At 60.7% G+C, this 20,871-nt stretch carries 19 protein-coding genes; 10 read left to right on the top strand and 9 right to left on the bottom strand.

The genetic code is table 11. The annotated features are described in order from the left end of the window. Nucleotides 1-184 precede the first annotated feature (184 nt). The 5 genes from prpF to AB4P94_RS14230 all read right to left on the bottom strand — a co-directional run bounded on the left by prpF (nucleotide 185) and on the right by AB4P94_RS14230 (nucleotide 6,943). Nucleotides 185-1,375 carry a 2-methylaconitate cis-trans isomerase PrpF gene (prpF, locus tag AB4P94_RS14250; RefSeq protein WP_395611054.1) on the bottom strand — a complete coding sequence of 397 codons (1,191 nt, stop codon included), beginning with the start codon at nucleotides 1,373-1,375 and terminating at the stop codon, nucleotides 185-187. Nucleotides 1,376-1,385: 10 nt separating this feature from the next. After that, on the bottom strand, nucleotides 1,386-3,980 hold the full coding sequence (acnD, locus tag AB4P94_RS14245) for a Fe/S-dependent 2-methylisocitrate dehydratase AcnD (RefSeq protein WP_395611053.1): 2,595 nt from the start codon (nucleotides 3,978-3,980) through the stop codon (nucleotides 1,386-1,388). Between the two features lie 200 nt (nucleotides 3,981-4,180). After that, nucleotides 4,181-5,308 carry a 2-methylcitrate synthase gene (gene prpC / locus AB4P94_RS14240; protein ID WP_395611052.1) on the bottom strand — a complete coding sequence of 376 codons (1,128 nt, stop codon included), beginning with the start codon at nucleotides 5,306-5,308 and terminating at the stop codon, nucleotides 4,181-4,183. A 34-nt stretch (nucleotides 5,309-5,342) separates the two neighbouring features. Next, nucleotides 5,343-6,236, bottom strand: a complete 894-nt coding sequence (gene prpB, locus AB4P94_RS14235; RefSeq protein WP_017256118.1) for a methylisocitrate lyase — start codon at nucleotides 6,234-6,236, stop codon at nucleotides 5,343-5,345. Continuing rightward, the gene (locus AB4P94_RS14230; RefSeq protein ID WP_395611051.1) at nucleotides 6,233-6,943 is read right to left on the bottom strand and encodes a GntR family transcriptional regulator; all 711 of its coding nucleotides are present in this window, start codon (nucleotides 6,941-6,943) and stop codon (nucleotides 6,233-6,235) included. The genes prpB and AB4P94_RS14230 overlap by 4 nt, the downstream gene beginning before the upstream one ends. A 270-nt stretch (nucleotides 6,944-7,213) precedes the next feature. Between AB4P94_RS14230 and AB4P94_RS14225 the strand changes: the two genes are divergently transcribed. The 6 genes from AB4P94_RS14225 (at nucleotide 7,214) to AB4P94_RS14200 (ending at nucleotide 12,706) form a co-directional block, all read left to right on the top strand. Continuing rightward, complete coding sequence (locus tag AB4P94_RS14225) at nucleotides 7,214-7,750, top strand: ATP-dependent zinc protease (protein WP_395611050.1); 537 nt, start codon at nucleotides 7,214-7,216, stop codon at nucleotides 7,748-7,750. A gap of 5 nt (nucleotides 7,751-7,755) precedes the next feature. Next, entirely contained in the window at nucleotides 7,756-9,288 is a 1,533-nt protein-coding gene (locus tag AB4P94_RS14220) for an inactive transglutaminase family protein (protein ID WP_395611049.1), read from the top strand. Further along, complete coding sequence (locus tag AB4P94_RS14215; protein WP_395611048.1) at nucleotides 9,288-10,274, top strand: alpha-L-glutamate ligase-like protein; 987 nt, start codon at nucleotides 9,288-9,290, stop codon at nucleotides 10,272-10,274. The genes AB4P94_RS14220 and AB4P94_RS14215 overlap by 1 nt, the downstream gene beginning before the upstream one ends. 200 nt (nucleotides 10,275-10,474) lie before the next feature. Next, nucleotides 10,475-11,818 carry an aminodeoxychorismate synthase component I gene (gene pabB / locus AB4P94_RS14210; protein WP_395611047.1) on the top strand — a complete coding sequence of 448 codons (1,344 nt, stop codon included), beginning with the start codon at nucleotides 10,475-10,477 and terminating at the stop codon, nucleotides 11,816-11,818. Nucleotides 11,819-12,047: 229 nt separating this feature from the next. Further along, entirely contained in the window at nucleotides 12,048-12,350 is a 303-nt protein-coding gene (locus AB4P94_RS14205) for a type II toxin-antitoxin system HigB family toxin (RefSeq protein ID WP_395611046.1), read from the top strand. Continuing rightward, nucleotides 12,350-12,706: a type II toxin-antitoxin system HigA family antitoxin gene (locus AB4P94_RS14200; RefSeq protein ID WP_395611045.1), complete on the top strand. Its 357-nt coding sequence runs from the start codon at nucleotides 12,350-12,352 to the stop codon at nucleotides 12,704-12,706. Before AB4P94_RS14205 ends, AB4P94_RS14200 begins: the two co-directional genes overlap by 1 nt. Nucleotides 12,707-12,833: 127 nt before the next feature. On the opposite strand, the gene thrH is transcribed toward AB4P94_RS14200, so the two are convergent. Continuing rightward, a complete protein-coding gene (gene thrH, locus AB4P94_RS14195; RefSeq protein WP_395611044.1) occupies nucleotides 12,834-13,451 on the bottom strand; it encodes a bifunctional phosphoserine phosphatase/homoserine phosphotransferase ThrH in 618 nt (205 codons plus the stop codon). Nucleotides 13,452-13,604: 153 nt separating this feature from the next. Here thrH and AB4P94_RS14190 point away from each other — a divergent pair, with 153 nt between their 5' ends. The 3 genes from AB4P94_RS14190 to AB4P94_RS14180 all read left to right on the top strand — a co-directional run bounded on the left by AB4P94_RS14190 (nucleotide 13,605) and on the right by AB4P94_RS14180 (nucleotide 17,093). Continuing rightward, entirely contained in the window at nucleotides 13,605-14,339 is a 735-nt protein-coding gene (locus AB4P94_RS14190) for a phosphoadenylyl-sulfate reductase (RefSeq protein WP_395611043.1), read from the top strand. Between the two features lie 482 nt (nucleotides 14,340-14,821). Beyond that, complete coding sequence (locus tag AB4P94_RS14185) at nucleotides 14,822-16,351, top strand: NCS1 family nucleobase:cation symporter-1 (protein ID WP_395611042.1); 1,530 nt, start codon at nucleotides 14,822-14,824, stop codon at nucleotides 16,349-16,351. Nucleotides 16,352-16,364: 13 nt separating this feature from the next. Then, the gene (locus AB4P94_RS14180; RefSeq protein WP_395611041.1) at nucleotides 16,365-17,093 is read left to right on the top strand and encodes an aspartate/glutamate racemase family protein; all 729 of its coding nucleotides are present in this window, start codon (nucleotides 16,365-16,367) and stop codon (nucleotides 17,091-17,093) included. 123 nt (nucleotides 17,094-17,216) lie between these two features. On the opposite strand, the gene AB4P94_RS14175 is transcribed toward AB4P94_RS14180, so the two are convergent. After that, nucleotides 17,217-18,140 (bottom strand): LysR substrate-binding domain-containing protein, encoded by a 924-nt coding sequence (locus AB4P94_RS14175; protein ID WP_395611040.1) that lies wholly within the window; start codon nucleotides 18,138-18,140, stop codon nucleotides 17,217-17,219. A 127-nt stretch (nucleotides 18,141-18,267) separates the two neighbouring features. Between AB4P94_RS14175 and AB4P94_RS14170 the strand changes: the two genes are divergently transcribed. Then, nucleotides 18,268-19,014: a 3-oxoacyl-ACP reductase family protein gene (locus AB4P94_RS14170; protein ID WP_395611039.1), complete on the top strand. Its 747-nt coding sequence runs from the start codon at nucleotides 18,268-18,270 to the stop codon at nucleotides 19,012-19,014. Nucleotides 19,015-19,141: 127 nt separating this feature from the next. Here the strand turns inward: AB4P94_RS14170 and AB4P94_RS14165 are convergent, their stop codons facing one another. Both AB4P94_RS14165 and AB4P94_RS14160 read right to left on the bottom strand, forming a co-directional pair. Continuing rightward, nucleotides 19,142-19,831, bottom strand: a complete 690-nt coding sequence (locus AB4P94_RS14165; protein WP_395611038.1) for an HAD-IA family hydrolase — start codon at nucleotides 19,829-19,831, stop codon at nucleotides 19,142-19,144. 104 nt (nucleotides 19,832-19,935) lie between these two features. Continuing rightward, nucleotides 19,936-20,784: an oxidoreductase gene (locus AB4P94_RS14160; RefSeq protein ID WP_395611037.1), complete on the bottom strand. Its 849-nt coding sequence runs from the start codon at nucleotides 20,782-20,784 to the stop codon at nucleotides 19,936-19,938. Between the last annotated feature and the right edge of the window lie 87 nt (nucleotides 20,785-20,871).

Below are 20,871 nucleotides of genomic sequence, written 5' to 3'. Positions count from 1 at the left end.
CGGGCTCACGGTTGATCTGGTTTTGGCTGGTCTGGTTGCCAGCCTTGAAATAAAGAACCCCTGTGGGAGCGGGCTTGCTCGCGAATGCAGTGTGTCAGTCACCAGATTCTTATCTGACCCACCGCATTCGCGAGCAAGCCCGCTCCCACACAAGCCCGCTCCAACATGAGTTGGGTGTTGGGGCTTAGAAAGCGTCGCCGGGCACGCGCACGAAGCCCTCCATCAAAACCCGCGCGCTGCGGCTCATGATGGCTTTTTTGACGATCCACTCGCCGTTGACTTGGGTAGCCTCAGCGCCCACACGCAAGGTCCCGGACGGATGCCCGAACCGCACCGCATTACGCTCAACGCCCCCTGCCGCCAGGTTGACCAACGTCCCGGAAATCGCTGCCGCCGTGCCAATCGCCACCGCCGCCGTGCCCATCATGGCGTGGTGCAGCTTGCCCATGGACAGCGCACGCACCAGCAAATCCACGTCACTGGCCTTTATCGCCTTACCGCTCGAGGCCACGTAATCCGCAGGCTTGGCCACAAACGCCACCTTCGGCGTGTGCTGGCGTTGGGCGGCTTCGTCCAGATGCTTGATCAAGCCCATGCGCAAGGCGCCATGGGCGCGCACGGTTTCGAACATCGCCAGGGCTTTCGGGTCGCCGTTGATCGCGCCTTGCAGCTCGGTGCCGGTGTAGCCGAGGTCTTCGGCGTTGATGAAAATCGTCGGGATGCCCGCGTTGATCAGCGTGGCCTTGAAAGTGCCGACACCCGGCACCTCCAGGTCGTCGATCAGGTTGCCGGTGGGGAACATCGAACCACCGCCGCCTTCTTCTTCCGCCGCCGGGTCCATGAATTCCAGCTGCACTTCGGCGGCTGGAAAGGTCACGCCGTCGAGTTCGAAATCACCGGTTTCCTGCACCGCGCCGTCGGTGATCGGCACGTGGGCGATGATGGTCTTGCCGATATTGGCCTGCCACACCCGCACCACGGCCACACCGTTGTGCGGCACGCGGGCCGGGTCGATCAGGCCCGCGCTGATGGCGAACGAACCCACCGCCGCCGACAGGTTGCCGCAGTTGCCGCTCCAGTCCACAAACGGCTTGTCGATGGACACCTGGCCGAACAGGTAGTCCACGTCGTGCTCGGCGCGGGTACTCTTGGCCAGGATCACGGTTTTGCTGGTACTGGACGTCGCACCGCCCATGCCGTCGATTTGCTTGTCGTAAGGGTCGGGGCTGCCGATCACCCGCAACAGCAGGGCATCGCGCGCCGCGCCCGGCACCTGCGCCGATGCGGGCAGGTCCTTGAGGCTGAAAAACACCCCTTTGCTGGTGCCGCCACGCATGTAGGTGGCGGGGATCTTGATTTGCGCAACCTGTGTCATGGTTAACCCCTTAAGCGGTCGCCGCCGATTCCAGGAAGTCTTGGGCAAAACGTTGCAACACGCCGCCCGCCTCGTAGATCGACACTTCTTCAGCGGTGTCCAGGCGGCAGGTCACCGGCACTTCGACACGTTCGCCATTCTCGCGGTTGATCACCAGTGTCAGCGTGGCACGCGGGGTGCGCTCGCCGAGCACGTCATAGGTTTCGCTGCCGTCGATTTTCAGCGTATGCCGGTCGGTGCCCGGCAAAAACTCCAGCGGCAACACGCCCATGCCGACCAGGTTGGTGCGGTGGATGCGCTCGAAACCTTCGGCGGCAATCGCCTCCACACCGGCCAGGCGCACGCCCTTGGCCGCCCAGTCGCGAGATGAGCCCTGGCCGTAGTCAGCGCCTGCGATGATGATCAGCGGCTGCTTGCGCTCCATGTAGGTTTCGATGGCTTCCCACATCCGCGTGACCTGGCCTTCCGGCTCGATGCGCGCCAGTGAACCCTGCTTGACCTTGCCGTTTTCAACCACCATTTCGTTGAACAGTTTCGGGTTGGCGAAGGTCGCGCGTTGCGCGGTCAGGTGGTCGCCACGGTGAGTGGCGTAGGAGTTGAAGTCGACTTCCGGCAGGCCCATTTTCGCCAGGTATTCGCCGGCGGCGCTGTCGAGCATGATCGCGTTGGACGGCGACAAATGGTCCGTGGTGATGTTGTCCGGCAGCACCGCCAGCGGGCGCATGCCCTTGAGCGGCCGCGCCCCGGCCAGCGCGCCTTCCCAGTAAGGCGGGCGGCGGATGTAGGTGCTTTGCGGGCGCCAGTCGTACAGCGGCGTGACTTTCGGGCCGGTGTCCTCATGGATCGCGAACATCGGAATGTAGACCTTGCGAAACTGCTCCGGCTTGACCGAGGCCTTGACCACAGCATCGATCTCTTCGTCGCTCGGCCAGATGTCTTTCAGGCGGATTTCCTTGCCGTTGGCGTCCAGGCCCAGCACGTCTTTTTCGATATCAAAACGAATGGTGCCGGCGATCGCATAAGCCACCACCAATGGCGGCGAAGCGAGGAACGCCTGCTTGGCGTAAGGGTGAATGCGCCCGTCAAAGTTGCGGTTGCCCGACAGCACGGCGGTGGCGTACAGATCGCGGTCGATGATTTCCTGCTGGATCACCGGGTCGAGTGCGCCGGACATGCCGTTGCAGGTGGTGCAGGCAAACGCCACCACCCCAAAACCCAATGTCTCAAGCTCAGTGGTCAAGCCGGCTTCATCGAGGTACATCGCCACGGTTTTCGAACCGGGTGCCAAAGAGGATTTGACCCACGGCTTGCGCGCCAGCCCGAGCTTGTTGGCATTGCGTGCCAAGAGGCCTGCGGCAATCACGTTGCGCGGGTTGCTGGTGTTGGTGCAACTGGTGATGGCAGCGATGATCACCGCGCCGTCGGGCATCTGGCCGGGCACTTCTTCCCATTGGCCGCTGATGCCTTTGGCCGCCAGGTCGCTGGTGGCGACGCGGGCGTGCGGGTTGCTTGGGCCAGCCATATTGCGCACGACGCTGGACAGGTCGAAGGTCAGGCCGCGCTCGTACTGTGCACCTTTCAAGTCATCTGCCCACAGGCCGGTGTGGCGTGCGTACTGCTCCACCAGGGTGACTTGCTCGTCTTCGCGGCCGGTAAGTTTCAGGTAGGCGATGGTCTGCTGGTCGATGTAGAACATCGCCGCCGTGGCGCCATATTCCGGGGCCATGTTGGAGATGGTCGCGCGGTCGCCGAGGGTCAGGTTTGAGGCACCTTCACCGAAGAACTCCAGCCACGCACCGACGACTTTTTGCTTGCGCAGGAATTCAGTCAGCGCCAGCACCATATCGGTCGCGGTAATACCCGGTTGCAGCTTGCCCGTCAGCTCCACGCCGACGCTTTCCGGCAGGCGCATCCACGAGGCGCGGCCGAGCATGACGCTTTCGGCTTCGAGGCCGCCGACGCCGATGGCGATCACGCCCAGCGCGTCCACGTGGGGGGTGTGGCTGTCGGTGCCGACGCAGGTGTCGGGGAAGGCCACGCCGTCACGCACCTGGATCACCGGCGACATTTTCTCCAGGTTGATCTGGTGCATGATGCCGTTGCCCGGCGGGATCACGTCGACGTTCTTGAAGGCCTTTTTGGTCCACTCGATAAAGTGGAAACGGTCTTCGTTGCGGCGGTCTTCAATGGCGCGGTTTTTCTCAAACGCCTGCGGGTCAGCCCCACCGGCTTCGACGGCCAGGGAATGGTCGACGATCAATTGGGTCGGCACCACCGGGTTGACCTGGGCCGGGTCGCCGCCTTGCAAGGCGATGGCATCACGCAGGCCGGCGAGGTCCACCAGCGCGGTTTGGCCAAGGATGTCGTGGCACACCACGCGCGCGGGGAACCAGGGGAAGTCGAGGTCGCGTTTGCGCTCGATCAACTGGCTCAGGGACGCATTGAGGGTGGCCGGGTCGCAGCGGCGCACGAGGTTTTCGGCGAGTACGCGGGAGGTATAAGGCAGTGTGGCGTAGGCGCCGGGGGTGATGGCCTCGACGGCCGCGCGGGCATCGAAAAAATCCAGGCGGCTGCCGGGGAGCGGTTTGCGAAATTCAGTGTTCATCGTCAGGACTCGGTCACGGTAGTTACAAAAGGAAGAACCGACGCTGGCTTGATGTGGAATGAGATCAAAATGTGGGAGCGGGCTTGCTCGCGAAAGCGGTGTGTCATTCAACCCATGCAGCGACTGTTACACCGCTTTCGCGAGCAAGCCCGCTCCCACATTAGATCCGGTTACCACGTCATGGTCGTCGGTGTTTCCATTCAGCGACGTTCGATTGGCACGAACTTGCGCTGCTCAACGCCGGTGTACTCGGCGCTTGGACGGATGATGCGGTTATTCGCGCGCTGCTCGAACACATGCGCAGCCCAGCCGGTCAGGCGCGAGCACACGAAGATCGGAGTGAACAGCTTGGTGGGAATGCCCATGAAGTGGTACGCCGAGGCATGGTAGAAGTCGGCATTGGGGAACAGCTTTTTCTGTTCCCACATGGTCTTGTCGATGGCTTCGGACACCGGGAACAACACCGTGTCGCCCACTTCGTCAGCCAGCTTTTTCGCCCAACCCTTGATCACTTCATTGCGCGGGTCGCTGTCTTTGTAGATCGCGTGGCCAAAGCCCATGATCTTGTCCTTGCGCGCCAGCATGCCAAGGGTGCCTTCCACCGCTTCTTCAGCCGAACCGAAACGCTCAATCATCTCCATTGCCGCTTCGTTGGCACCACCGTGCAGCGGGCCGCGCAGGGAACCGATGGCGGCGGTAACGCAGGAATACAGATCGGACAGGGTCGACGCACACACCCTTGCGGTAAAGGTCGAAGCGTTGAATTCGTGCTCCGCGTAAAGGATCAACGAAACATTCATGACCTTGACGTGCAGCTCGCTCGGCTTCTTGCCGTGCAACAGGTGCAGGAAGTGGCCGCCGATGCTTGGCTCGTCGGTCACGCAGTCAATCTTTTTGCCGTCGTGGCTGAAGCGGTACCAGTAGCACATGATCGCCGGGAAGGCGGCGAGCAGGCGGTCGGTGACGTCATGCTGCGCGCTGAAATCCTTCTCGGGCTCGATATTGCCGAGGAACGAGCAACCGGTGCGCATCACGTCCATCGGGTGGGCGTCGGCGGGGATGCGCTCCAGCACTTCCTTCAGCGCTTGCGGCAGGTCGCGCAGTTTGCTCAGCTTGGCGCTGTAGGCGGCCAGCTCGGTTTTGCTCGGCAACTCGCCGTACAGCAGCAGGTAGGCGACTTCTTCAAATTGCGCGTCGGCGGCCAGTTCGCGCACGTCGTAGCCGCGGTAGGTCAGCCCGGCGCCAGCCTGGCCCACGGTGGACAGTGCGGTCTGCCCGGCCACCTGGCCACGCAGGCCGGCGCCACTCAGTACTTTTGCTTCAGCCATGGTGCTTCTCCAATTTTGTAGTTATACGCAGGCTTTATTTTTTCGCGGCAAACAACGCGTCAAGCTTCTGCTCGAAGGTGTGGTAGTCGATACGATCGTAAAGCTCCATGCGGGTTTGCATGGTGTCGATCACGTTTTGTTGGGTGCCGTCGCGACGGATCGCGGTGTAGACGTTTTCGGCGGCCTTGTTCATGGCACGGAAGGCCGAAAGCGGGTACAGCACGATGGAAACATCGGCAGATTTCAGTTGTTCAGTGGTGTAGAGCGGCGTAGCGCCGAACTCGGTGATGTTGGCCAGGATCGGCGCCTTCACGCGGGAAGCGAACAGTTTGTACATGTCCAGCTCGGTGATGGCTTCCGGGAACACCATGTCGGCACCGGCCTCGATGCACGCGGCGGCGCGTTCCAGCGCAGACTCCAGGCCTTCGACCGCCAGCGCATCGGTGCGCGCCATGATCACGAAGCTGTCATCGGTACGCGCGTCCACGGCGGCCTTGATGCGGTCGACCATTTCCTGCTGGGACACGATTTCTTTATTCGGGCGATGACCGCAGCGCTTGGCGCCCACCTGGTCTTCGATATGAATGGCGGCCGCGCCGAACTTGATCATCGACTTGACGGTGCGCGCCACGTTGAAGGCCGAGGAACCGAAGCCGGTGTCCACGTCCACCAGCAGCGGCAGATCGCACACGTCGGTGATGCGGCGCACGTCGGTCAGCACGTCATCCAGGCCGGTAATCCCCAGGTCCGGCACACCGAGGGAGCCGGCTGCAACGCCGCCACCCGACAGGTAGATCGCCTTGAACCCGGCACGCTTGGCGAGCAGCGCGTGGTTGGCGTTGATCGCGCCGACCACTTGCAGCGGGTGCTCGCTGGCGACCGCGTCACGGAAACGCTGGCCGGGTGTGCTTTTATTGTTCGAACTCATGACTCACCTCTTTCAGGGGCGCCGCCGGGGAAATGGCGGGCAATGTTGCGTTTGGACGCGCCGATGTGGCGGCGCATCAACAGTTCGGCCAGTTCGCCGTCGCGGTCGGCAATCGCATCCAGGATGCGGTGATGCTCGGCAAAGGCTTGGTGTGGGCGATTGGGCGTGGCGGAAAACTGGATGCGGTACATGCGCACCAACTGGTACAGCTCGCCGCAGAGCATTTGGGTCAGGGTGCGGTTACCGGCGCCTTGAATGATGCGGTAATGAAAGTCGAAGTCGCCTTCCTGCTGGTAGTAGCCGAGGCCGGCCTGGAAGGCTTCGTCGCGTTCGTGGGTGTGCAGCACCTGGCGCAGCTCTTCGATTTCGGCGTCGGTCATGCGCTCGGCGGCCAGGCGGCAGGCCATGCCTTCGAGGGATTCGCGAATTTCATAGAGTTCGACCAGCTCGGCGTGGCTCAGGGAAACCACCCGCGCGCCGACGTGGGGCACGCGCACCAGCAGGCGCTGGCCTTCGAGGCGGTGAATCGCTTCGCGCAACGGGCCACGGCTGATGCCGTAAGTGCGCGCCAGTTCCGGCTCGGAGATCTTGCTGCCGGGGGCGATCTCACCCTTGACGATGGCGGCCTGGATACGCCGGAAGACATTCTCGGACATGGTCTGGGAATCGTCTTGCGCCACCACTGGGGTTTCCAGTTGCTCCAGCATATTGTCGACACCTTTAAAAGCAATGCCGCAAAAACTAGCGAATCGCCCCCTCATAGTCAAAGAATAAATACACATTGTCGACAATCGTCTAATAACCCCCCGTGCACTTAATAGAGGCATGGCCGCCTGCCAGCGCTGGCGCCAAAAAAGCATCATGTTAGAATGCCCGCCGCTTTTGCCTGACATCATTGGATGAAACGGCGCACAAGAGATTGCGCAGCAATGCCAGTCGCCATGAATTGAACATTGCACTGCACTGCCTCAGGATTTATGACTCTCAAGCCCTTCCTTCTAGTGTTCTGCCTGCTGGCTTTACCGGGCCTTGGCGTTGCCGCCGAGAAGACCGTGTATGGCCTGAACGAATACGCCAAGCTGGCCGGCATCGACCTGGAAGTCGCCGCCAAGCTCGACACCGGCGCCAAGACGGCCTCCCTCAGCGCCCGTGATATCAAGCGTTTCAAGCGCAACGGCGAATCCTGGGTGCGTTTTTATCTGGCCATCGACACCGCCCATTCCCACCCCATCGAACGCCCTCTGGCACGCGTGAGCAAAATCAAGCGCCGCGCCGGCGACTACGACCCCGATGAGGACAAGAACTACACCGCCCGCCCGGTCATCGCGCTGGATATCTGCATGGGCACCGCTTTACGCAGCATCGAAGTGAACTTGACTGACCGCAGCGCTTTCCAATTTCCGCTGCTGATCGGCTCCGAAGCGTTGAAACGCTTTGATGCGCTGGTCGACCCCAGTCTTAAATACGCAGCAGGCAAACCTGCCTGCGCCACCGACGCTCATACCGCCGAGTAAACCGAATGCGCTCTTTGACCCTGCACCTGAGAATCCTCATCACCATTTTGGTGGTGCTGGGTATTTCGGTCACCGCCTATCAGATTTTCGTGCTGGGAATCCCCGTCACTGAGGACGCCACCGACGACTTGTGGAACATCGACGCCAAGGTCGAGTTCGTCGCCAACCCCAAGGACCCGGTGAAAATCTCGATGTTCGTGCCGCCCCTGAGCCGCGACTTCGTCAGCCTCAATGAAAGCTTTATCTCGAACAACTACGGCGTGAGCGTCAACCGCACCGACGGCAACCGCAAGGTCACCTGGTCGGCCCGCCGCGCCAAGGGCAACCAGACCCTGTATTACCGCCTGGTGCTGACCAAGCGTTACAGCGGCGAGAAGGTCAAGGTCAAAGGCCCGACCTTCCGCGACAGCATTGCCGTGGAAGGCCCGGAGAAAATCGCCGCCGAAGCCCTGCTGGCACCGATCCGCCAGCACTCGGCGGATGTGGAAACCTTTATCACTGAAGCGATCAAGCGCACCAATAACCTCAACGACGACAACGTGAAGCTGTTGCTGGCGGGCGACCCGTCGATACCGCACAAGGCCAAGATCGTCGAGCTGTTGTTGTCCATCGCCCACGTGCCGGTGGAAAAAGTCCACACCATCCGCCTCGTTGCCGACCAGCCGCAAACCCCGGAACTGTGGCTGCGCAGCTTCAATGGCAACGACTGGCTGTACTTCAACCCGGAAACCGGCGAACAAGGCTTGCCGGCCGACCGCCTGCTCTGGTGGACCGGCGATGAAAACCTGATCACGGTCGATGGCGGCAAGAAAGCCATGGTGACCTTCAGCCTGAACAACAGCGAGATGAACGCGATTCGCCTGGCCAAGCTGACCGACGAGAACACCGACGCCAACTTCCTCGAATACTCGCTGTATGGCCTGCCGCTGCAAACCCAGCAGACCTTCATGATCATGGTGATGATCCCGATTGGCGTGCTGGTGATTCTGATCCTGCGCAACCTGATCGGCCTGCAAACCCTCGGCACCTTTACCCCGGTGCTGATTGCCCTGGCGTTTCGCGAGACGCAACTGGGCTTCGGGATTGTGCTGTTTACCATTATTACGGCGCTGGGGCTGTCCCTGCGGTCGTACCTGGAACACCTGAAGTTGCAGATGTTGCCGAGGCTGTCGGTGGTGCTGACCTTTGTGGTGGTGTTGATCGCGGCCATCAGCCTGTTCAGCCACAAGCTGGGGCTGGAGCGCGGGCTGTCGGTGGCGCTGTTCCCGATGGTGATTCTGACCATGACCATCGAACGCCTGTCGATCACCTGGGAAGAACGCGGCGCCAACCATGCGCTGAAAGTCGCGGTGGGCACGCTCTTCGCTGCCGCCCTGGCACACATCATCATGAGCGTGCCGGAGTTGGTGTACTTCGTGTTTACCTTCCCGGCGATCCTGCTGATTCTGGTGGGTTTCATGCTGGCCATGGGGCGTTATCGCGGCTACCGCCTGACCGAACTGGTGCGTTTCAAGGCCTTTTTGAAGGCTGACCAGTAATGTTCGGCTTCTGGAAAACCTGGAAGGCCCTGGAAGCACGGGGGATCATGGGCATCAACCGGCGTAACGCCGACTACGTGCTCAAGTACAACAAACGCAGCCTGTACCCGCTGGTGGATGACAAGATCATCACCAAGGAACGCGCCGTGGCCGCCGGCCTGCACGTGCCCGAAATGTATGGGGTGATTTCCACCGAGAAAGGCATCGACAAGCTCGACGAGATCATCGGCGGGCGCAGCGACTTCGTGATCAAACCCGCGCAGGGTGCCGGCGGTGACGGCATTCTCGTTGTGGCTGACCGCTTTGAAGGGCGCTACCGCACGGTGTCCGGCAAGCTCATCAGCCATGAAGAAATCGAGCATCAGATCTCCAGCATCCTCACCGGGCTGTACTCCCTGGGCGGCCACCGCGACCGCGCACTGATCGAATACCGCGTGGTGCCCGACCAGATCTTCAAAAGCATCAGCTACGAAGGCGTGCCGGATATCCGCATCATTGTGTTGATGGGTTACCCGGTAATGGCCATGTTGCGTTTGCCGACCCGGCAGTCCGGTGGCAAAGCCAACCTGCACCAGGGCGCGATCGGCGTGGGCGTGGACCTGGCCACCGGCCTGACACTGCGTGGCACCTGGCTGAACAACATCATCACCAAACACCCCGACACCACCAATGCGGTGGATGGCGTGCAGTTGCCCAACTGGGACGGTTTCATGAGGCTCGCGGCCGGTTGCTACGAGTTGTGCGGGCTGGGTTATATCGGTGTAGACATGGTTTTGGACCAAGAAAAAGGCCCGCTGATCCTCGAATTGAATGCACGGCCCGGGCTGAATATCCAGATCGCCAACGATTGCGGGCTGACCCTGCGCACTCACGCCGTGGAAGCACGACTGGAAGAATTGAAGGCTGCCGGTATCACCGAAACGCCGGAAGAACGGGTGAGGTTTGTGCAGGAAATGTTCGGCCATGTGCCTGCGGTAGAGGGCTGAGGGCCTCATCGCAGGCAAGCCAGCTCCCACAGGTTGACCGCATTCCCATGTGGGAGCTGGCGTGCCTGCGATGACGATCTGACAAGCAACTCCCCTTCAAGAACGGCCATCAATCTGCTTATCCCCGACATCCCCTCTAGGACCAGAACCGACAGGGGACTACAATCGCCTCCCCCAAGCCAACCGCTGATTCGCTTCGCATGTCGACCTGTTCCGTACACCCGCTGCCCTACCGGGCCAACCCCGCCGAGTATTTCACGGCGATTCGCCATGCCCCCGGCGCGGTGCTGCTCGACAGCGGCCGCCCGGCGGCCGAACGCGGGCGCTATGACCTGCTGAGCGCGTGGCCGGATGTGACGTTGACGGTAGCGCCGGACGAAAGCGGCAGTGATTTCCTGCAACGGCTACGGCAAAACCTCACACAGCTGGGCGAAGCTGCTTTGCCCTCGGGTTATGAATTGCCGTTCGCCGGTGGCTTGATCGGTTACCTGAGTTACGACTTTGGCCGGCACCTCGAACAGCTGCCGCACCTTGCGGTAGATGATTTACACCTGCCGGATGCGCGCTTTGGGCTCTATGCCTGGGCGCTGATCAGCGATCATCAGGCGCAGACCAGCCAGTTGGTGTTTCACCCCTCGTTCGCGGGCAGCGAACGCCAGCGCCTGATCGAGCTGTTCAGCCATGACGCTGTCGACACCGCCGCGACCTTCAAACTGCACGGCCCCATGGTCCCGGACCTGACCGCCGAGGCTTACCGGCAGGCCATCGTACGCATTCAGGATTACATCCAGGCGGGCGACTGCTATCAGGTCAATTTCGCCCAGCGCTTTCGCGCGCCCTGCATGGGCGACCCGTGGGCGGCCTATTGCGCCCTGCGTGAGGCCTGCCCTACTCCGTTTTCCGGGTTCCAGAGCCTGCCGGACGACGGCGCGGTGCTGAGCCTGTCGCCGGAGCGCTTTGTGCACATCAGCGAGCGCCGCGTCGAAACCCGCCCCATCAAAGGCACACGCCCGCGAGGCTTGACGCCCGAGGAAGACGCGGCCAACGCCGCCGAACTGCTGGCCAGCCCCAAGGACCGTGCCGAAAACCTGATGATCGTCGACCTGCTGCGCAACGACCTCGGCCGCACCTGCCGCACCGGCTCGGTGAAAGTGCCGGAGCTGTTCAGCCTGGAAAGCTACCCGAACGTGCACCATCTGGTGAGCAGCGTGACCGGTGAGCTGGCCGCCGACAAAGACGCTCTGGACCTGATCGCCGGCAGCTTCCCCGGCGGCTCCATCACCGGCGCCCCGAAGATCCGCGCCATGCAGATCATCGATGAGTTGGAACCAACACGGCGCGGGCTGTACTGCGGTTCGCTGGTGTATCTGGACGTGCGCGGCGAGATGGACAGTTCCATCGCGATCCGCAGCTTGCTGGTCAAGGACGGGCAGGTGTGCTGCTGGGGCGGCGGCGGGATCGTCGCGGACTCGGAATGGGAGGCGGAGTATCAGGAGTCGCTGACCAAGGTGCAGGTGTTGTTACACACTTTGGAATGCCTGTAGCAGCCCGGTCCGCTCTGCCTGCACGGGCAGAACTTCTCTGCTGGAAAAAATCTGAATCAGATCGTTTATGGACGCCGTTTGACGCCAAGGGATAGCGTCCGGCCTCGACCGTCCACCTGCCGCCTGTGAAGGATCACATGAAGCGATTACCAACTCGTCAGATAATATTTCCGAGATTGCATCTCCCCCCAACCCCACCTAATATCTCCCAAATCGGGAGGATCAAGCGATGCGGATAATCGCCCTCTCGACCTTGCGAATATTTTGGGAAAGCCATCCGGCCTACAACGATGCGAAAACACCGCTGATTGAGTTGTACCGCCATATGGAGAAAGCCAATTACCCGACGCCGCAGGCACTCAAGGCCGAGCTCAGGACGGCGAGCATTCTCAAAGGCGGCAAGGTCGTCTTCAACGTAGGTGGCAACAAGTACCGAGTCATCATGGCGATTGATTTTCAGCGACAGCTTGGGTTCATACGTTTCGTGGGAACCCACGCTCAGTACGACCAGATCCATGCGGAGAACCTGTAATGAACATCAAACCTATACATTCCCGGGAAGACCTGACCGCCGCGCTGGCGCGGGTGGAGCAACTATGGGGAGCAGAGGTCGGCTCGCCTGAGGGAGACGAGCTGGAAATTCTCGCCATTCTCATCGAGAAGTACGAGGCGCAACATTATCCCATGCCGCCATCTGACCCGGTTGAGGCCATCCGGTTTCGCATGGAACAACTGGGCATGACGGCCCGCGACCTGGAGCCCTTTATCGGCACCAGCGGGCGGGTGTCAGAAGTCTTGAACCACAAGCGCAAGCTGAGCCTGTCGATGATCAAGCGCCTGCATGAGGGCTTGAGCATTCCCTATGAGCGCTTGCTGGTGGAGGGTTGACGCTGGATGTGCAGTCACCAGGCCGGCCTCATCGCAGGCAAGCCAGCTCCCACATTTTTAACGGTGTGAACCCGATCAAATGTGGGAGCTGGCTTGCCTGCGAAGAGGCCATCAGCTCCACTAAAACTTACAGACTCAACGGCCGATTAGAGGCTTTGATGAACTCTTTCTTCAAATCCTCAAACGTATGCACCGCCGGAAACTGCGGGAATTCGCGAATTACATTCTCCGGCGCGTGGAACAGAATCCCGCGGTCGGCTTCGCCCAACATGGTGGTGTCGTTATAGGAATCGCCGGCGGCGATCACACGGTAGTAAAGGGTCTTGAAAGCCAGCACCGACTGACGCTTCGGGTCTTTCTGACGCAGTTGGTAGCTCACCACCCGGTCGTTTTCGTCGGTGATAAGGCGATGACACAGCAAGGTCGGGAACCCCAGCTGGCGCATCAAAGGCTGGGAAAACTCATAGAACGTGTCTGACAGAATCACCACCTGGAAGCGCTCGCGCAGCCAGTTGACGAACTCGATGGCACCCTCCAGCGGCTTGAGCGTGGCAATCACTTCCTGGATATCGGAGAGCTTGAGCCCGTGTTCGTCAAGGATGCGCAGGCGTTGCTTCATCAGCACATCGTAATCAGGAATGTCCCGGGTAGTGGCCCTCAGGGACTCAATACCGGTTTTTTCGGCGAAGGCGATCCAGATTTCCGGAACCAGCACCCCTTCCAGGTCGAGACAGGCAATTTCCACAAGACACTCCCATTTTTGATGTTGTCGGTTGAGCGAGCAAAAGGACTGCCGAACTCTAGCGATTCAAGCTCGCCACCGCAACGCAGGGCGGATTTTGATACCATCGCTCCCCTATAGAGCGCTCAGCGCCACTGACCTGTAGGAACCGTCCTGATGAACCAAGCCTTCGATGTCGCAGAACTCGCCGCGACTTATGCCAACAAATCCGCCCAGGACATTCTCAAGCTGGCGTTCAGCCAGTTCGGTGATGACCTGTGGATTTCCTTCAGCGGTGCCGAGGACGTGGTGCTGGTAGACATGGCCTGGAAGCTCAACAAGAACGTCAAGGTGTTCAGCCTCGACACCGGCCGCCTGCACCCGGAGACCTACCGGTTTATCGAGCAGGTACGCGACTTCTACAAGATCGACATCGAACTGATCTCGCCGGACCAGACCAAGCTGGAACCTTTCGTCAAGGAAAAGGGCCTGTTCAGCTTCTACAAGGACGGCCACGGTGAATGCTGCGGCGTGCGCAAGATCGAGCCGCTGCGCCGCAAGCTTTCCGGCGTCAGCGCCTGGGCCACCGGCCAACGCCGTGATCAAAGCCCGGGGACACGCAGCCAAGTGGCCGCGCTGGAAATCGACACAGCGTTCTCCACCCCGGAACGCACCCTGTACAAATTCAACCCGCTGGCGCAGATGACCAGCGAGGAAGTCTGGGGCTACATCCGCATGCTGGAGCTGCCGTACAACAGCCTGCATGAGCGTGGCTTTATCAGCATCGGCTGCGAGCCCTGCACCCGCCCGGTGCTGCCAAACCAGCACGAGCGCGAAGGCCGCTGGTGGTGGGAAGAAGCCACGCAGAAGGAATGCGGGCTGCATGCGGGGAATATCATCAGCAAGGCGTGAGTCGATGCGGTAAACATGTGTTGCGAGCTTTTGTGGGAGCGGGCTTGCTCGCGAAAGCGGTGTACCAGTGATGAATTCATCAACTGACACACCGCTTTCGCGAGCAAGCCCGCTCCCACATTTGGTCGTGTGCCGGGCAATAAAAATGTACACACACATGTAACCATCGGTGCCATTTATGTGTGCAATTTACCGTTGCCCGCACCATTACGTAACACCTCTTCCCGCCTATACACCCCGTTCTTGAATCACCCTCCTTCCCGATAGAAATAAATACCTGTTCAAACGGTCAATTTATATTTCTTAAAATTCAGCACGTTAATTATCCGATCTAATAAAAAGAAATTAAGCAGGATTTTCATAGACCAAAAACTGGCACGCATGTGGCTTAAGGTGAAATGCGCTTTGTATACAATTAATACAAAACATACATACACTTTGCCATCCTCCGCTTTGCGGCAGATGCGCCGGAGCCTGCCGGAATGCGTACAAGCCTCTCGAACAACATCGCACTGGATCTGCCCTCCTCCTCACTGACACCCGAGGCTACAAGCCCCGGCCCGTTGGTACTCAGCCCGCGCCTGCACAACAAGGACCTGGCGCCCACCAAAGTCGAAGGCCGGCGCTGGGGGCGCTACAGCATCTTTGCGTTGTGGACCAACGACGTGCACAACATCGCCAACTATTCGTTCGCCATCGGCTTGTATGCGCTGGGCCTTGGCGGCTGGCAGATCCTGTTATCTCTGGGGATCGGCGCGGCGCTGGTGTACTTCTTCATGAACCTGTCGGGCTACATGGGCCAGAAGACTGGCGTGCCGTTCCCGGTGATCAGCCGTATCAGTTTTGGTATTCATGGCGCGCAGATTCCGGCGCTGATTCGCGCGGTCATTGCGATTGCCTGGTTTGGTATCCAGACCTACCTGGCCTCGGTAGTTTTCCGCGTGCTGCTGTCGGCGATTCATCCAGGCTTCGCCGACTATGACCACAACTCGATTCTCGGCCTATCGACCTTGGGCTGGGCGTGTTTCGTGGCGATCTGGTTTGTGCAACTGGCGATCCTGGCATACGGCATGGAGATGGTCCGTCGCTATGAGGCCTTCGCCGGGCCGGTGATTCTGGTCACGGTGGCCTCGCTGGCCGGCTGGATGTACTTTCAAGTCGGCGGCAACATCGCGTGGTCGATCCGCGAGCCGCTGAGCGGTGGCGAGATGTGGCGCAATATCTTTGCCGGCGGCGCGCTGTGGCTGACCATCTACGGCACGCTGATCCTGAATTTCTGCGACTTCGCCCGTTCCTCGCCGTGCCGCAAGACCATCCAGGTCGGCAACTTCTGGGGCCTGCCGGTCAATATCCTGGTGTTTGCCGCGATCACTGTGCTGCTGTGCGGCGGGCAGTTCCAGCTCAATGGTCGGGTGATCGAAAGCCCGACCGAAATCATCGCGGCCATCCCCAATACCTTCTTTCTCGTGCTGGGGTGCCTGGCCTTCCTGATCGTCACCGTGGCGGTGAATATCATGGCCAACTTTGTGGCCCCGGCCTTTGTGCTGAGCAACCTGGCGCCCAAGTACCTCAACTTCCGCCGCGCCGGGTTGATCAGTGCCACCCTGGCGGTGCTGATCCTGCCATGGAACCTCTACAACAGCCCGCTGGTGATTGTGTATTTCCTCTCCGGCCTCGGCGCGCTGCTCGGCCCGTTGTACGGCGTGATCATGGTCGATTACTGGCTGATCCGTAAAAGCCGGGTGGACGTGCTGCAACTGTATAGCGAAGACCCGCATGGCGTTTATTACTACAGCCGTGGGGTCAACTTGCGCGCAGTCGCGGCGTTTATTCCTGCGGCACTGATCGCCATTCTCTTGGCACTGCTGCCCGGCTTTGCCGGCGTCGCACCGTTTTCCTGGATGTTTGGCGCCGGTATTGCAGGGTTGCTGTACTTGCTGATCGCCAAGCGCCAGCCGTTCTACGCCGATGTCAGCGGCGAAAGTATTGCAGTCGATAACGTCAGTCACTAATCAAGGACATTCCATGCGTATCCTCGTGGTCAACGTCAACACCACCGAATCCATCACTGAAACCATCGCCCAGCAAGCACGGGCCGTCGCCGCGCCGGGCACCGAGATCGTCGGGCTCACGCCCTACTTTGGCGCCGAATCGGTGGAAGGCAATTTTGAAAGTTACCTGGCCGCCATCGCCGTGATGGACCGGGTGATGGCCTACGATCAGCCGTTTGATGCGGTGATCCAGGCCGGTTATGGCGAGCATGGCCGTGAAGGCCTGCAGGAATTGTTGAATGTGCCGGTGGTGGACATCACCGAAGCCGCCGCCAGCACGGCGATGTTTTTGGGGCATGCCTATTCAGTGGTCACCACACTCGACCGCACCGTGCCGTTGATCGAAGATCGTTTGAAACTCGCGGGCCTTTACCAGCGTTGTGCCTCAGTGCGCGCCAGTGGCATGGCGGTGCTGGAACTGGAAGAAGACCCGCTGGCGGCCATGGAAGCCATCGTGCGCCAGGCCGAGTTGGCCATCAGCGAGGACAAGGCTGAAGTGATCTGCCTGGGCTGCGGCGGCATGGCCGGGCTGGATGAGCAGATTCGCTACCGCACTGGCGTGCCGGTGGTGGATGGCGTGACGGCGGCGGTGACCATCGCCGAATCGCTGGTTCGCCTGGGCTTGTCGACGTCGAAAATCCGCACCTATGCGACGCCAAGGCCGAAGAAAGTCATTGGCTGGCCCGGCAAGTTTGGCCGGTAGACCGAGCCGCCTGCATCGCGGGCAAGCCCGGCTCCCACAGTTGACCGGGTTTGCAGCTTGAAATGCATTCCCCTGTGGGAGCTGGCTTGCCTGCGATGGCCGCGCCTCGGTCGAAAGCCATGCTCAAACCGCACTGAACCGCTGGCTCAACTGCTGCCCGGCAAACTGCTCGATGATGAAATCCACAAACGCCCGGGTCTTGCCGGGCAGCAGTTTGTGTTCGGCGTAATAGATGGAAATGTTGCCGTCATCGACGAACCAATCCGGCAACACCCGCACCAACTGCCCACTGGCAAGCCAGGGCACAGCAAACGGCATGCTCACCAACGCGATGCCCAACGCCTGGTCTGCTGCGACACACGCCGCCTGCGAATCACTCATGGTCATCCGCGCCTTGAGGTTCAACGGGGCTTGCTCGCCGCGACGACCGGTCAATTGCCAGGAGCGCACGCGCCCCGTTTGCGGAGACCGAATCAGGATGCCATCACACCGTTCAAGGTCCGCTGGTTGTAAAACCGCTGCCCTTGCCGCCAAGTATTCGGGGGATGCCACCAATACCCTGTGAGCCGGCGCCAGCTTGCGCGCCACCACCCCTTGAGGCAGTTCGAAACCGCCACCGAGTGCGGCGTCGAAACCCTGGCCGATCAGGTCTACCTGACGATTGTCGAAATGCCAGTCGGGGCTGATATCGGGGTACCGTTTTAAAAACTCGCCCAGCAGCGGTACCACGTACATACACCCGACGACCGTCCCCATACTCACCTTCAATGTGCCAGCCGGCCTCCCCTCGGAACTGGCCAGGTTGGCCACCGCATTCTGGATGGTGGTGAGGCTGGCGCTGACTTCGTCGAGGAACAACTTGCCGGCTTCCGTCAGGGTCAGGCGCCGTGTACTACGCTGGAACAGCCGAACACCCAGGCGCGCCTCCAGCTTGGCAACACTTTTGCCTACGGCTGCCGGCGTCAGGCTCAGGTGCCGCGCCGCTTCGGCAAAGCTGCCACCTTCGGCACTGCGTACGAAGCATTCGATACTGCCAAAGCTTTCCATATCGACCCACTCTAAACTTTTGGTTTACACAGACTATAGCAATCACGGTCTACCGGGAGGGGCTGACGAGGTCGATACTCGGTTCCAACAACAAGGCACTCCCGCCTTGAACTCTCTGGAGATCGACATGACCACACAAGACCTCAGCGGCAAAGTCGCCTTGATTCAAGGCGGTTCCCGCGGCATCGGCGCCGCCATCGTCAAGCGCCTCGCGGCACAAGGTGCAGCCGTTGCCTTTACCTACGTGAGTTCGGCCGCCAAGGCTGAAGCACTGCAAGACAGCGTGATCAGCGCAGGCGGCAAAGCCCTGGCGATTCACGCCGACAGCGCCGACGCCGACGCCATCCGCAACGCCGTCAACGCCACCGTCGAAGCCTTTGGCCGCCTGGATATCCTGGTGAACAATGCCGGTGTGCTGGCCATCGCACCGCTGGAAGACTTCAAACTGGAAGACTTTGACCAGACTCTGGCGATCAACGTGCGCAGCGTGTTTATCGCCACCCAAGAGGCGGCCAAGCATATGGGCGACGGCGGACGGGTGATCAACATCGGCAGCACCAACGCCGAGCGCATGCCGTTTGGCGGCGGTGGCCCTTATGCGATGAGCAAGGCGGCGCTGGTCGGCCTGACCAAGGGCTTGGCAAGGGACCTGGGGCCACGCGGCATCACGATCAATAACGTGCAGCCTGGGCCAGTGGACACCGACATGAACCCGGCGAGCAGTGATTTTGCGGAGAGTTTGATTGGGTTGATGGCGGTTGGGCGGTACGGGCATGTGGAAGAGATTGCCAGCTTTGTGGCGTACCTTGCGGGGCCGGAAGCGGGGTATATCACCGGTGCCAGTTTGACGATCGATGGTGGTTTCAGCGCCTGAGCCAGTGCGGCAACTGGCTCCTGTGGGAGCTGGCTTGCCTGCGATAGCGGTGTATCAGTGCCCGATGCCGGGCTGACCCACCGCTATCGCAGGCAAGCCAGCTCCCACATTTTTTAGCGCATTTGAGTCAGGGAAACGGTGGCAAACCGTAGGCCGCAAGATCAAAGTCCGCAAGTTTGCGGATGATCTGGTCAGCGTGGTCGTACTTGCTGTCAGCCATGGCCTCATCCGGCACGGCGATGGCCGTCATGTTGGCGGCTTTGGCAGCAGTCACACCAAACGGCGAATCTTCAAACACCAGGCAATCCTCGGGCGCGACACCCAAACGGCGAGCCGCCGTGAGGAAGATGTCCGGCGCAGGTTTGGCGGCGCCGACTTCCGGGTCATCCGCCGTCACGATGGTACCGAACAGGCTGAACCACTCGCGGTGCAATGTCGTCTTGTGGCCAAACGAATTACGCGACGAGCTGGTGCCCACGGCAATCGGAATGTTGTGCGCCTTCAAGTGCCGCACCAGCGCCTCGGCGCCGGGCATGCCCAGGGCCTTGGGGAAACGCTCGCTCATCAGTGGCTCACGAATCTGAAGAAACTCGGCCGGGGTGATCGGCAGATCCAGCGCCTTGACCACGTAATCGGCCAAGTCCTGGGCACCACGCCCGATGATGTGCTGCTTGATGCCCCAATCGTAGGTCCGGCCGTAGCGTTCGGCGATGATCTGCGTGACTTCGGTGTAGATGCCTTCCGTATCCAGCAACAACCCGTCCATATCGAAAATCACGGCCTTGATCGGACCGGCAGCAGTACGCGGTGCATTCATCTCAACAAAACCCTGGGGAAAGACTAAAAGGATTCAGCACAATAGCGGCCCGGCTCGCCTGCAAGCAACCGTTACGACCACCCCTGTGCCTTCACCCTCAAGACTTACTCGGGAAAGTCAGCCCCCTCAGTCACCTCGGCCCATGCATCAAAATCCGCATTCAACGCATCAACTTTGGTGCGTGCAAACCCCAACGCAGCCTTGCCCAGCAGCAGACGCAGGGGTGGTTGTTCGGCTTCCACCGCCTGGACGATGGCGAGGGCCGCGCGCACCGGGTCACCCGGTTGCTTGCCGCTGTAGCTGCGCACCCGGCCGGCACGTGCCGCCGCCGTCTCGCGGTAGTCATCGATGGCGTGCGGGGCCTCATTGGCCGAACGCCCGGCCCAGTCGGTACGGAAAGGGCCGGGTTCGACCAGCAGTACCTTGATCCCCAGCGGCGCGACTTCCCCTGCCAGGGCTTCAGACAACCCTTCCACCGCGAACTTGGTGGCGTTGTAGAAACTCAAGGACGGGAACGCAGCAATACCGCCCACCGAAGAAATGTTCACCACGGTGCCTGAGCGCCGCGCACGCATGCCGGGTAACACGGCACGGGTCATGGCGCCAAGGCCCCAGAAGTTGATGTCGAACATGCGGCGCACTTCGTCCAGGTCACTTTCTTCAAACGCGCCGAAGTAGCCGATACCGGCGTTGTTGACCAGCACGTCAATGCGCCCGAAGTGCGCTTGAGCGGCCTGTACCGCCGCGTCAATCTGGGCTTGGTCGGTCACATCCAGCGCCAGTACCAAGGCATTGTGTTCATGCCCGGCCACGATGTCCTGCACCTGTTGCGGGTTGCGTGCGGTCACCACTGTCGGGTAGCCGAGGCTCAGGGTGTGCAACGCCAACTGGCGCCCGAAACCGGTGGAGCAACCGGTGATAAACCAGACAGGTTTTGCCGCTGAATCAGTCATGAGAAGCCTTCCTCGTGGGTGTGAAAAAAGTATGCGCGCGGGCGTTCTTGTGAAAAAGATGCATAATCCACAAGACCCTTTCGGAAA

The organism is Pseudomonas sp. B22129 (assembly GCF_044218875.1).
Classification (GTDB): domain Bacteria; phylum Pseudomonadota; class Gammaproteobacteria; order Pseudomonadales; family Pseudomonadaceae; genus Aquipseudomonas.
This window is presented reverse-complemented; position numbering and strand designations above follow the sequence as displayed.

Excerpts from the sequence above, each read along its gene's own strand:
- prpF (WP_395611054.1), bottom strand. The coding sequence starts at position 1,375 with ATGACACAGGTTGCGCAAATCAAGATCCCCGCCACCTACATGCGTGGC.
- acnD (WP_395611053.1), bottom strand. The coding sequence starts at position 3,980 with ATGAACACTGAATTTCGCAAACCGCTCCCCGGCAGCCGCCTGGATTTT.
- prpC (WP_395611052.1), bottom strand. The coding sequence starts at position 5,308 with ATGGCTGAAGCAAAAGTACTGAGTGGCGCCGGCCTGCGTGGCCAGGTG.
- prpB (WP_017256118.1), bottom strand. The coding sequence starts at position 6,236 with ATGAGTTCGAACAATAAAAGCACACCCGGCCAGCGTTTCCGTGACGCG.
- AB4P94_RS14230 (WP_395611051.1), bottom strand. The coding sequence starts at position 6,943 with ATGCTGGAGCAACTGGAAACCCCAGTGGTGGCGCAAGACGATTCCCAG.
- AB4P94_RS14225 (WP_395611050.1), top strand. The coding sequence starts at position 7,214 with ATGACTCTCAAGCCCTTCCTTCTAGTGTTCTGCCTGCTGGCTTTACCG.
- AB4P94_RS14220 (WP_395611049.1), top strand. The coding sequence starts at position 7,756 with ATGCGCTCTTTGACCCTGCACCTGAGAATCCTCATCACCATTTTGGTG.
- AB4P94_RS14215 (WP_395611048.1), top strand. The coding sequence starts at position 9,288 with ATGTTCGGCTTCTGGAAAACCTGGAAGGCCCTGGAAGCACGGGGGATC.
- pabB (WP_395611047.1), top strand. The coding sequence starts at position 10,475 with ATGTCGACCTGTTCCGTACACCCGCTGCCCTACCGGGCCAACCCCGCC.
- AB4P94_RS14205 (WP_395611046.1), top strand. The coding sequence starts at position 12,048 with ATGCGGATAATCGCCCTCTCGACCTTGCGAATATTTTGGGAAAGCCAT.
- AB4P94_RS14200 (WP_395611045.1), top strand. The coding sequence starts at position 12,350 with ATGAACATCAAACCTATACATTCCCGGGAAGACCTGACCGCCGCGCTG.
- AB4P94_RS14190 (WP_395611043.1), top strand. The coding sequence starts at position 13,605 with ATGAACCAAGCCTTCGATGTCGCAGAACTCGCCGCGACTTATGCCAAC.
- AB4P94_RS14185 (WP_395611042.1), top strand. The coding sequence starts at position 14,822 with ATGCGTACAAGCCTCTCGAACAACATCGCACTGGATCTGCCCTCCTCC.
- AB4P94_RS14180 (WP_395611041.1), top strand. The coding sequence starts at position 16,365 with ATGCGTATCCTCGTGGTCAACGTCAACACCACCGAATCCATCACTGAA.
- AB4P94_RS14175 (WP_395611040.1), bottom strand. The coding sequence starts at position 18,140 with ATGGAAAGCTTTGGCAGTATCGAATGCTTCGTACGCAGTGCCGAAGGT.
- AB4P94_RS14170 (WP_395611039.1), top strand. The coding sequence starts at position 18,268 with ATGACCACACAAGACCTCAGCGGCAAAGTCGCCTTGATTCAAGGCGGT.
- AB4P94_RS14165 (WP_395611038.1), bottom strand. The coding sequence starts at position 19,831 with ATGAATGCACCGCGTACTGCTGCCGGTCCGATCAAGGCCGTGATTTTC.
- AB4P94_RS14160 (WP_395611037.1), bottom strand. The coding sequence starts at position 20,784 with ATGACTGATTCAGCGGCAAAACCTGTCTGGTTTATCACCGGTTGCTCC.